Annotated in this window: 9 protein-coding genes and 1 tRNA gene; 6 read left to right on the top strand and 4 right to left on the bottom strand. The window is 63.8% G+C overall.

Annotation, left to right across the window (positions count from 1 at the left end; genetic code table 11):
- Positions 1-366: 366 nt before the first annotated feature.
- Together I2488_RS17025 and I2488_RS17020 are read right to left on the bottom strand one after the other, a co-directional pair.
- Positions 367-768 carry a surface-adhesin E family protein gene (locus tag I2488_RS17025; RefSeq protein WP_196277001.1) on the bottom strand — a complete coding sequence of 134 codons (402 nt, stop codon included), beginning with the start codon at positions 766-768 and terminating at the stop codon, positions 367-369.
- A gap of 567 nt (positions 769-1,335) precedes the next feature.
- Positions 1,336-1,428, bottom strand: a tRNA-Ser gene (locus I2488_RS17020).
- Between the two features lie 214 nt (positions 1,429-1,642).
- On the opposite strand from I2488_RS17020, the gene I2488_RS17015 reads away from it, so the two are divergent.
- Together I2488_RS17015 and I2488_RS17010 are read left to right on the top strand one after the other, a co-directional pair.
- Positions 1,643-2,449 (top strand): DUF1134 domain-containing protein, encoded by an 807-nt coding sequence (locus I2488_RS17015; RefSeq protein WP_196277000.1) that lies wholly within the window; start codon positions 1,643-1,645, stop codon positions 2,447-2,449.
- Positions 2,450-2,533: 84 nt separating this feature from the next.
- Entirely contained in the window at positions 2,534-3,748 is a 1,215-nt protein-coding gene (locus tag I2488_RS17010; protein WP_281390104.1) for an amino acid aminotransferase, read from the top strand.
- Positions 3,749-3,859: 111 nt separating this feature from the next.
- Here I2488_RS17010 and I2488_RS17005 read toward each other — a convergent pair whose 3' ends face one another.
- Positions 3,860-4,780, bottom strand: a complete 921-nt coding sequence (locus I2488_RS17005) for an SDR family NAD(P)-dependent oxidoreductase (RefSeq protein ID WP_196276999.1) — start codon at positions 4,778-4,780, stop codon at positions 3,860-3,862.
- Entirely contained in the window at positions 4,777-5,697 is a 921-nt protein-coding gene (locus tag I2488_RS17000; RefSeq protein WP_196276998.1) for an SDR family NAD(P)-dependent oxidoreductase, read from the bottom strand. The genes I2488_RS17005 and I2488_RS17000 overlap by 4 nt, the downstream gene beginning before the upstream one ends.
- Before the next feature lie 160 nt (positions 5,698-5,857).
- Here I2488_RS17000 and I2488_RS16995 point away from each other — a divergent pair, with 160 nt between their 5' ends.
- The 4 genes from I2488_RS16995 (at position 5,858) to I2488_RS16980 (ending at position 10,745) form a co-directional block, all read left to right on the top strand.
- On the top strand, positions 5,858-7,249 hold the full coding sequence (locus I2488_RS16995; protein WP_196276997.1) for an MFS transporter: 1,392 nt from the start codon (positions 5,858-5,860) through the stop codon (positions 7,247-7,249).
- Positions 7,250-7,321: 72 nt separating this feature from the next.
- Positions 7,322-8,062: a nuclear transport factor 2 family protein gene (locus tag I2488_RS16990; RefSeq protein WP_196276996.1), complete on the top strand. Its 741-nt coding sequence runs from the start codon at positions 7,322-7,324 to the stop codon at positions 8,060-8,062.
- 58 nt (positions 8,063-8,120) lie between these two features.
- The gene (locus tag I2488_RS16985; RefSeq protein WP_196276995.1) at positions 8,121-9,551 is read left to right on the top strand and encodes an NAD-dependent succinate-semialdehyde dehydrogenase; all 1,431 of its coding nucleotides are present in this window, start codon (positions 8,121-8,123) and stop codon (positions 9,549-9,551) included.
- Positions 9,552-9,689: 138 nt separating this feature from the next.
- The gene (locus I2488_RS16980) at positions 9,690-10,745 is read left to right on the top strand and encodes an amidohydrolase family protein (RefSeq protein WP_196276994.1); all 1,056 of its coding nucleotides are present in this window, start codon (positions 9,690-9,692) and stop codon (positions 10,743-10,745) included.
- Positions 10,746-10,753 lie beyond the last annotated feature (8 nt).

Genomic DNA, 10,753 nt, shown 5'->3' with positions numbered 1-10,753 from the left:
ATACCGTTCCGTCACAGGCACTGCACGCCTCTCTGGCCAGTCCGCACTCAGCGCAATCCGCGATCTCGTCGATGGACGCTTCGCCGTCGCTTGATCGGCATCAGTGCCAACCACCTGAGCAGTTACCCAACTGGTGCGTTTGCTCTGACAGTGCCCACGCAAGCATGGCGCACGGTCTGCGGAGACGAAGCGCGCGCTCGCAATGATCCGCCAAATGGCTCGGCTATTGGACGAGGTGGAGGAGTGGTCGGATGGCTAAGCTCGGGAAGTCGGTTCTCTGCGAGTTTCAGACAAAACCTGTCGTTCCGGATACGATGCCATTGCTGACGCTGTGCGAGCTTCATCCAGTTACCCTACCCTTACATGCTAACCGGCGTTACCGGGAGCAAGCGACTGGGCAATGCCACAAGCCGAAATCATAGTCTGCCAATCAGCAGAGTTGGGAATAACAGGTAAGAAGGCTTTCTCTGCCTTATAATTCACCTTTGCGATTGACCCGTCTACTTTGTATACTAGTACAGCTTCGTATTTGCTCTCGCGTTTTTTACAGTCAAAAGTAATCCGAATCTTTTTGTGATCGTATCTACTATTGGGTAAATTGTTTCGTCGAGTCCAAATTTTTACCTGATCATTACTGACTTTCTCTAAAGTTGTCGTATCGATGTAAAATTCTGATCCGTCTTTACCTCGACCAACAGTTTGCCAATTCGACTGGGCAGCATCGCTTGGGCCGTTGTTCACTGCCGCCGCCAAAAGTAAAAAAAGCATTCCTCTCTAACCTTATCCTGTCGGGCATAGATTGAGCCTATCTCGTGGCTTGACTGCTTTCCACCCCATTCCGGTCATTTTGCCCGCTTCCCCCTTTCCCGCAAAGCAGAAGCTTGGGGTTCAGCTTTGGGGCTGCGGCACTGGGCGGGTAATTCGTCGAAGCCCGCGCTAACGAGATAGTGGCGCGAAACCGGTTAGCCGAATCGTTCTCTTTTCGTTCACAAGCGCCCAATGGGAAGCAAGAGACTGGACGACCTCGCTGCATTTCGGCGGCACGGATTACGGCTGCACGTGCAATGCACAAACTGCGGGCGAGCAAAAAGCTACGATCCCGAGACGCTGATCGATCTATGCTACCGGCGCGGCTGGTCCCAACAAATGCTGCTGCTCGAAGGCCGCTTCCGGTGCACAGACTGCGGAAACCGCAAGGTCCGGTTCGGACCTCTCTGGGGCAGACCGTGACCGCGCACGTTCACTGCCAGCCGCTCTAAGCCAACCATCGGTTTAGGGTATTTTTAGGGGAATTCGCCAAAACATGCCGATTTTCTCAATAAAATCAGGCATGTTTGGCGGAGACGGAGGGATTCGAACCCTCGGTACCGGATTTACCAGTACGACGGTTTAGCAAACCGTTGGTTTCAGCCACTCACCCACGTCTCCGGATCGCAGCGGCGAGGGGGCGCTATAACGAGGGTTGTGGGGGGCGGCAAGGGTGTGCGGCGCAAAAATCTCTGCCTGTCGAAAATGACCTCCGCGCGCGCTTCGGCGCATTTCGGACTCGGCTCATCGCCGGTTCATTGTCCCGCAGCCAGCCTTGGATTCAGGTGAAGTGGCAGGGGTGCGCAGTTGCGCGCAAGGATCGGATGGACGGGACATGATCAAGCGGTTTTCCACAACGCGTGCGGCAGCGACAGCCTTTGCGGCCTGCATCGCGCTGGTTGCAAGCGGCGCTGCGGCGCAAGTCCAGACGGTCGATCCCAACGCGGTGATCGATGGCGATCTTGCCCCGCAATCCTCTCCGGCCGCGCAGCAGGCCCCTGCGGCAACGCCCGCCGGGGCGGAGGCTGGCACGCTGCCGGCGCTCCCCGCCGATGCCCCTCCGCCGTCGCCGCAGTCGATGCCCGCGCAAGCCCCATCAACCGCTCCTTCGGCAGTTCCTTCGGCAGTGCCGGGCTCGGGGCCGGGAACTGCCGCCGCCAGCACCTACAAGGACGACGACCTGATCGGCGCGGCCGAGGGCGTGTTCGGCAAGGGCGCTGCCGGTCTTGCCGATCTGATCAAGGACCTGCTCAAGAAGCAGGGCGAGCCCAACGCCTATATCGTCGGGCGCGAGGCGGGCGGCGCGCTCGTCGTCGGCCTCCGCTATGGCTCGGGCACGCTGCACCACAAGGTCGAGGGCGAGCGCCCGGTCTACTGGACCGGCCCGTCAATCGGTTTCGACGCTGGCGCCAACGCCGCCAGCACTTTCGTTCTGGTCTACAACCTGTTCGACAGCGAGGAGCTCTACAAGCGCTTCCCGGCGGGCGAGGGGCAGGCCTATCTCGTCGGCGGCTTCCACGTCAGCTACCTGCGCAAGGGCGATACCGTGCTGATTCCCGTGCGCTCCGGCGCGGGCCTGCGCCTCGGCATCAATGGCGGCTACATGAAGTTCTCGCGCAAGCAGAACTGGTTCCCGTTCTGAGCCACTCGCGCAACATCGCTGCGAATGTGCCCGCGCATACCTTATAATTGAAATGCGGGGTTGCCCCGGAGGCCTTCCGGCGGCATGGAGCCGCCGCAATTCGCTCCCCGGATGGAAGGCCTGAAACCCATGCTCGAAAATCTTGCCGCGCAGCCCGCCGATGCCTTGCTGGCGCTGATCAAGCTCCACAATGCCGATCCGCGCGCTGACAAGATTGATCTCGGCGTGGGCGTCTATCGCACGTCCGAGGGCGACACGCCGGTGTTCAAGGCGATCAAGGCCGCCGAAGCCAGGCTGCTCGAAACGCAGGATTCCAAGGCTTACCTCGGCCCCGAAGGCGACATGGGCTTCGTCCACGCGCTGATCCCCTACGTCTTCGGCAAGGACTTCGACCGTTCGAAGGTCGAAGGCATGCAGGCCCCCGGCGGCACCGGCGCGGTGCGTCTTGCCATCGAAGTGGCCAAGCGTTCGGGCGTCAAGCGCGTGTGGATGGGCACGCCCTCGTGGCCCAACCATGCGCAGATCATCGCGGCTGCCGGCATGGAGCTGAAGACCTTCAGCCACATGACCGCTGACGGCTTTGCCGATCTCGAAGCGCTCAAGGCCGCGCTCGCGGGCGCCGAAGCCGGTGATGCCGTGCTGCTCCACGGCTGCTGCCACAACCCGACCGGTGTCGATTACACCGAAGCGCAGTGGGACGAGATCGCGCCGCTGCTGGTCGAGCGCAAGGTCCTGCCGATCCTCGACCTCGCCTATCAGGGCCTTGGCGCCGGCATGGAAGCCGATGCCTATGGCCTGCGCAAGGTGCTGAGCCTCGCCCCCGAAGCGCTGGTCGCCTACTCGTGCGACAAGAACTTCGGCCTCTATCGTGACCGCGTCGGCGCGTTCTACGCCGTCACCTCCGACGCCACCGCGCTCGCCAATGCCATGGCCAACGGCGCGACGATCGCGCGTGCTTCGTGGTCGATGCCGCCTGACCACGGCGCGGCCGCCGTCCGCCTGATCCTCGCCGATGCCGAGTTGACCGCGATGTGGCTGGCCGAGCTGGACGAGATGCGTGACCGCATGCGCTGGGTCCGTGACCGCCTCGCCGCTGCGCAGCAGGTCGGCCCGATCAACATGGCGCCGCTGGGCGTGCAGAACGGCCTGTTCTCGATGCTGCCGCTCAATGGCGAACAGATCCTCGCCATCCGCGAGAAGCACGGCGTCTACATGGCAGGTTCGGGCCGCATCAACATTGCGGGCCTGACCACCGGCAACATCGACAAGTTCGTCGAGGCCCTGCGCGACGTGGCGTAATCTACATCACCTTGCGTCCCCGCGCAGGCGGGGACCCCGGTGTTGTTACGGAACCTGAGCGTAAACCGACTGAGGCCCCAGCCTGCGCGGGGGCGCAAGCACTAGCCCAGCTCAGAAGTCCGCCGCTCGCGATTGCCGCCGCGCTTCGGCAAAGCTGTCGGCGCGGAACTTCTCGAACGCGACGCGCCGGTCGTAGCCGGGGTCCTTGGGGTAGTCCTGATACTCGGCGATGATCTCGTCGAAGATCTCGCGCACTTCCTCCTTGTGGTCGGGGTGCGAGAAGATGTGGAGGCGGTTGGCCTTCATCGCCTCGATCACGCGCGCGCCGATCACGTCGGGCTCCATGCCGAATTCGTGCAGGCCCTGCAGCCGCTCCACCGCAGTCGGGTCGACCGGTTTCATCGCGCCCTTCAGCGCATCGGGCCGCACATCGTCGCTGGCGTAGATATAGCTTTTGACCAGGCCCGGGCAGAGCACCGAGACGCCGATCTGGTACTTCAGCAGCGAATAGTGCAGCGATTCCGAAAGCCCGCGCACCGCGAACTTGGTGGTGTTGTAGATGCCGGGGCTGCCTGCGGCGAGGAAAGCTGCCATCGACGCCGTGTTGACGACGTGACCGCCCTTCTGCTCACCCGCCTTCACGCGTTCCACCATGCGCGGCACGAAAGTCATGACCCCGTTGATCACGCCATGGAGGTTGACGCCCATCAGCCAGTCCCAGTCATCGTAGGAGCTTTCCTCGATCGGCTGGAACAGGTTCACGCCCGCATTGTTGCACAGGATCGAAACCGGCCCGAACTTCGCTTCGACCTCGTCCGCGGCGGCCTTGAAGCCATCGCGGCTGGCCACGTCCAGCTGGACGCCCATGACCTCGCGATTGTCGAGCGACGCCAGCGCCTTGTCGATTGAATCCTGCCGGATATCGGCAATGGCGACTTTGCACCCCTCGTTCAGCAACTGGCGGACGAGCCCGATGCCGACCCCGTTCGCGCCCCCGGTGACAAAGGCGGTGCGTCCTGCGAAGTCCTTCACTTGGCGCGCCCTTCCTTCAGCTTGTTCTGCCGGGCGATTTCCTCGGTAATCGCGGGGTTGCGGAAGAGCATGGCGAAGGTCTCCTTGTATTCCGGGTTCTCGGGCAGATGGGTCTGCACCGCTGCCGTCGTGGCAAGGCCGCGCTCTTCCACGCCGGTCAGGAACTCGGAGTGGGTGAGGATGTAGAGCTCGTCATTGAGGATGCCCTCGAGCACGCGTTCGCCGACCTGCTCCTTGGTCTGGTACAGATGCATGAAGTTGCCGCCCGACGCGCGGCGCTTGTCCGCTTCGGCATAGCCGGTGTCGGCCAGATCGGCAGGGCGGGTCTTGGCGGCATCGGCGATGTTCGATTGCACCGCGCCGGGGCAGAACGCGCTGCAGATTACCCCGCGCGGTTCCAGTTCGGGCCGCATGCACTCCATCATCGAAGTGACCGCCGCCTTGCCCGACGAATAGATCGTGGTCATCCCCACCGGCACCAGCGCGCTCATCGAAGCGGTGCAGACGATGTGGCCGCCTTCGCCATGGGCAAGGATGCGCGGCAGCATCGTAACGATGCCGTTGATCGTGCCGCCGACGTTCACGCCCATGACCCAGTCCCAGTCGGCAAAGGTCGCAAGCTCGGTCGGCCCGACCACGGCAACGCCCGCGTTGTTCACCAGGATGTGGATCTTGCCGAACTTCGCCTCGACTGCATCTGCCACCTGAGCAAACTGCTCGCGGTTGGTCACGTCCAGCTTCACCGCCAGCACGCGCTCGCCGCCATCGAGTTCGGCGGCTGCGGAATCGAGGTGATCCTGCCGGATGTCGGCGATGGTCACGTTCATCCCCGCGCCCAGCAGCGCCTTGGCGATGCCCAGACCGATGCCGCTGGCGCCGCCCGTCACGAATGCTGTCTTGCCCGGCAGATTCTGCATCAGATCCTCTCCATTCCTCGTCGTCCGCCGCCATCTTCCGCTGGCAGGGAATCATTTTTCACCTTGTGTATTCACCAGCGCGAATTTGTATGCAAGACTAACAATATCGCCGCGTCGAAAAGGTCCGTGAAAGGACTGCTGCGGTGGGAGAGGAGAGCACATGGCAGGTGTCGCAGTCACGGCAGTTCCCGAGGCCGACGTTCAGCAGGAGCGCGCCGAGCATCCGGCAGGAGCGGCTTACTGGGCGCTGTTCGTGATCGTCCTGGCGACGTTCCTGACGTTCTTCGATGCGATCACCTTCGGCATGCTGGCCGAGCGGATCAAGCACGATTTCGGTCTCACCGATTCGCAGCTGGGTTTCCTTGCCGGTCCCGCCAGCATCATCTGCTACCTCTTCGTCGGCATCCCGCTGGCGCGCCTGGCTGACATCTACCCGCGCAAGTACGTGCTGGGGGCAGGGGCCGCGCTGGTCGGGGTGATCATCTCCGCCGGCGGCCTGGCCCAGAGCTTCGGCCAGTTCGTCGGCAGCCGGGTGTTTCTCGCCGCCGGTGGCTCGGCCCACGCGCCCGCGTCCTACTCGCTGTTGGCAGACGCTTTTCCGCCGAAGAAGCTGACGCGCGCCTTTGCCCTGCTGCAGTTCGGCTTCATCGGCGGCACCACCCTCGGCCCGCTGATCGGTGGCATGCTCGTGATGATGACCGCGCCCTGGGGGCCGACCCACCTCGGCCCGCTGACGATCCTCGGCTGGCAGTGGATTCTGGTGTTCATGGGGCTACCTTCGTTGCTGGTCGGCCTGCTCTTCCTGACGATCAAGGAACCCCCGCGCATGGCCCCTGCGGCCGACGCACCCATGGTTCCCGCCAATGCCTCGTTCGGGCGCAAGGTGCTGACCTTCATGGGGGTCGACGCCTTCCGCGCCATCAACGCCAAGCCGCGCGTCTATTATCCGCTGTTCGGCGCTCTGGCTCTCAGCGCGGTCGAAACCTTCGGCCTGCAGTTCTGGCGCGTACCCTTCATGATCCGCACCTTCGGCTGGAACGAAGGGCAGATCGGTGCGGCTCTCGGCGCAACCGTCCTCGTCGCCTCGCTGACCGGCCTGCTGCTGGGCGGCGTGTTCGTCGAATGGCTGGCCAAGCGTTACAAGGATGCCAACGTGCGCGCCGCCACCTGCTGCGCGGCCGGCGTCACCGTCTGCACGATCACCGCCATCCTCATGCCCACCGCCTGGGGCTCGCTGATCATGTTCGGCCTTTCGGGCATGTTCGGCATTGCCGGGGCCGTGCCGCAGAACGCCGCCGTCCAGCGCGTGGCGCCCAACGACATGCGCGGGCAGGTTACCGCCTTCTACCTGTTCATGTTCACCTTCTTCGGCGCGATGGGCAGCTACGTCGTCGGCAAGGTGCAGGACGTGCTGATCGGCGATCCCACCCAGCTGTGGAAGGCGCTGCTGATCACCGCCAGCCTGCTCATGCCGCTCGCCACTTTCCTGATGTTCAAGGCCATCCGCCCCTATCGCGAGGAAGTCGAACGTCTCGAGGCAGTTGGCCGTTGACAGGAATCGCACCCGCCGTCAGATTGTTAGTAAGACTTACAAAATACATGGCAAAATATAAGGGAGTTGGACGTGTCCGATAACAGCCAGATTGCCGCGCTCGAAAGCCGCCTTGCCGATCTCGAAAAGCGCCTGACCGTGCGCGAGGATGAGCTTGATATCCGCAAGCTGCAGCACCTCTACGGCTACCTGATCGACAAGTGCATGTATAACGAGACGGTCGACCTGTTCACCGACGATGGCGAAGTGCGCTTCTTCGGCGGCGTGTGGAAGGGCAAGGAAGGCGTCCGCCGCCTCTACGTCGAACGCTTCCAGAAGCGCTTCACCTACGGCAACAACGGCCCGATCGACGGTTTCCTGCTCGATCACCCGCAGTTGCAGGACATAATCAACATCCAGCCCGATGGCGTGACCGCACTGGGCCGCGCCCGCTCGATGATGCAGGCCGGCCGCCACAAGGACTACGAAGGCGATGCCCCGCACCTCAAGGCGCGCCAGTGGTGGGAAGGCGGCATCTACGAGAACACCTACAAGAAGGTGGACGGCGTGTGGCGGATGCATATCCTCAACTACATGCCGATCTGGCACGCCGATTTCGAATCCGGCTGGGCCAACACGCCGCACGAATACGTGCCGTTCCCCAAGGTCACCTATCCTGAAGACCCGACCGGTCCGGACGAACTGATCAAGGACCACTGGCTGTGGCCCACCCACAAGCTCAACGCCTTCCACATGAAGCATCCCGTCACGGGTGAGGAAATGGTCGCCCAGCGCTGGCAGGGCGACATCGACCGCGAGAACGCGCGGGCGTAAAAGCTTGCGGGCAGGGGCCACTTCCTCCCGGCTTCTGCCCGCAAACCATGGAACAAACATGACCACGTATCCTTCGCTCCACATGATCATCGATGGCCAGCGCGTGCAGGGCGAAGGCCGCCGCACCCACGCCGTCGTCAATCCCGCCACTGGCGAAACCATTGGCGAACTGCCACTGGCCGAACCCGCCGATCTCGATCGCGCGCTCGAAGTCGCCGCGAAGGGCTTCAGGATCTGGCGCGACAGCACGCCGCAGCAGCGCGCCGCCGTGCTGCAAGGGGCGGCCCGCCTGATGCTGGAGCGACAGGAGGACCTCGCTCGCATCGCCACCATGGAGGAGGGCAAGACCCTGCCCGAGGCGCGCATCGAAGTCCTGATGAACGTCGGCCTGTTCAATTTCTACGCAGGCGAAGTCTTCCGCATCTATGGCCGCACGCTGGTCCGCCCCGCCGGACAGCGCAGCACGATCACGCACGAACCGGTGGGCCCCGTCGCCGCCTTCGCGCCGTGGAACTTCCCGCTCGGCAACCCCGGTCGCAAGCTGGGCGCGCCGATTGCCGCCGGTTGCTCGGTCATTCTCAAGGCCGCCGAAGAAACGCCCGCGTCCGCTCTGGGCGTCCTCCAGTGCCTGCTCGACGCTGGCCTGCCCAAGGAAGTTGCCCAGGCCGTATTCGGCGTGCCGGACGAAGTCAGCCGTCACCTGCTCGGCTCTCCCGTGATCCGCAAGCTGTCGTTCACCGGCTCGACCGTCGTCGGCAAGCACCTCATGCGCCTCGCTGCCGACAACATGCTGCGCACCACGATGGAACTCGGCGGCCATGGCCCGGTCCTGATCTTTGGCGATGCCGATGTCGACCGCGCGCTCGATACGATGGCCGCGTCCAAGTACCGCAATGCGGGGCAAGTATGCGTCAGCCCCACGCGCTTCATCGTCGAGGAGAACGTCTTCGAACGCTTCCGCGATGGCTTTGCGACACGCGTCGGCCGCATCAAGGTCGGCAACGGCCTCGACGATGCCTCGCAGATGGGTCCCATGGCCAACCCCCGCCGCCCCGAGGCGATGGACCGCCTGATCGGCGATGCCGTCACGCGCGGTGCAAAGCTCCACACCGGCGGCGAACGCATCGGCAACGCTGGCTACTTCTACGCCCCCACGGTCCTCTCCGAAGTCCCGCTCGACGCTGCCATCATGAACGAGGAGCCGTTCGGCCCCGTCGCCCTGATCAACCCCTTCAGCGGCGAAGAAGCGATGATCGCCGAGGCCAACCGCCTGCCCTACGGCCTCGCCGCCTATGCCTGGACCGAAAGCGCCTCGCGCCAGAAACGCCTCGCCCGCGAGATCGAAAGCGGCATGATCGGCCTCAACTCGACCATGATCGGCGGCGCGGACTCCCCGTTCGGCGGCGTCAAGTGGTCCGGCCACGGCGCCGAAGATGGCCCCGAAGGCGTCCTTGCCTGCATGGTCACCAAGGCTGTGCACGAGGGGTGAGTTTCATTCCTCCCCGGCACGGGGAGGGGGACCATGCGAAGCATGGGGGAGGGGCACCCTCCGCACGCGCTGGGTTTGTGGCAGGTGCCACTCCACCAGCCTGCGGCTGGTCCCCCTCTCCGGATCGGAGAGGATGCAATGACGACAGAACTGAAAACCGGCGGCGCCCAGGGCTACCTGCGCATCGCCACCGAAGAAGCCTTCGCCACGCGCGAGATCATCGACGTCTACCTGCGCATGATCCGCGATGGCACGGCAGACAGGGGCATGGTCTCGCTCTGGGGCTTCTACGCGCAATCCCCGTCGGAACGCGCCACGCAGATCCTCGAGCGCCTGCTCGATCTCGGCGAGCGCCGCATCGCCGACATGGACGCCACCGGCATCGACAAGGCGATCCTCGCGCTGACTTCGCCCGGCGTCCAGCCGCTGCTCGATCTCGACGAGGCCAGAACCCTCGCCACCCGCGCCAACGACACGCTCGCCGCCGCCTGCGAGAAGTATCCTGACCGCTACATCGGCATGGGCACGGTCGCCCCGCAGGACCCGGAATGGTCGGCCCGCGAAATCCATCGCGGCGCGAAGGAACTGGGCTTCAAGGGCATCCAGATCAACAGCCACACCCAGGGCCGCTATCTCGACGAGGAGTTCTTCGACCCGATCTTCCGCGCCCTCGTGGAGGTTGATCAGCCGCTCTACATCCACCCGGCAACCTCGCCGGATTCGATGATCGGCCCGATGCTCGATGCCGGGCTCGACGGCGCGATCTTCGGCTTCGGCGTCGAGACGGGCATGCACCTGCTGCGCCTGATCACCATCGGCATCTTCGACAAGTACCCGAGCCTTCAGATCATGGTCGGCCACATGGGCGAGGCGCTGCCCTACTGGCTCTATCGCCTCGATTACATGCACCAGGCGGGCGTGCGCTCGCAGCGTTACGAGCGCATGAAGCCGCTCAAGAAGACCATCGAGGGCTACCTCCAGTCCAACGTCCTCGTCACCAATTCGGGCGTGGCTTGGGAGCCCGCGATCAAGTTCTGCCAGCAGGTCATGGGCGAAGACCGCGTGATGTACGCGATGGACTACCCCTACCAGTACGTCGCCGACGAAGTCCGCGCGATGGATGCGATGGACATGAGCGCCGAAACCAAGAAGAAGTTCTTCCAGACGAATGCGGAGAAGTGGTTCAAGCTTTGACCCGCGCC

The sequence above is a fragment of the Novosphingobium jiangmenense genome, from assembly GCF_015694345.1.
In the GTDB taxonomy this organism is placed as follows: Bacteria; Pseudomonadota; Alphaproteobacteria; order Sphingomonadales; family Sphingomonadaceae; genus Novosphingobium; species Novosphingobium jiangmenense.
This window is presented reverse-complemented; position numbering and strand designations above follow the sequence as displayed.

Bases quoted from the DNA above. Each gene is read 5' to 3' on its own strand.
- I2488_RS16985 (WP_196276995.1), top strand. From the start codon at position 8,121: ATGACCACGTATCCTTCGCTCCACATGATCATCGATGGCCAGCGCGTG.
- I2488_RS17015 (WP_196277000.1), top strand. From the start codon at position 1,643: ATGATCAAGCGGTTTTCCACAACGCGTGCGGCAGCGACAGCCTTTGCG.
- I2488_RS17025 (WP_196277001.1), bottom strand. From the start codon at position 768: ATGCTTTTTTTACTTTTGGCGGCGGCAGTGAACAACGGCCCAAGCGAT.
- I2488_RS17010 (WP_281390104.1), top strand. From the start codon at position 2,534: ATGGAGCCGCCGCAATTCGCTCCCCGGATGGAAGGCCTGAAACCCATG.
- I2488_RS16995 (WP_196276997.1), top strand. From the start codon at position 5,858: ATGGCAGGTGTCGCAGTCACGGCAGTTCCCGAGGCCGACGTTCAGCAG.
- I2488_RS17000 (WP_196276998.1), bottom strand. From the start codon at position 5,697: ATGCAGAATCTGCCGGGCAAGACAGCATTCGTGACGGGCGGCGCCAGC.
- I2488_RS16980 (WP_196276994.1), top strand. From the start codon at position 9,690: ATGACGACAGAACTGAAAACCGGCGGCGCCCAGGGCTACCTGCGCATC.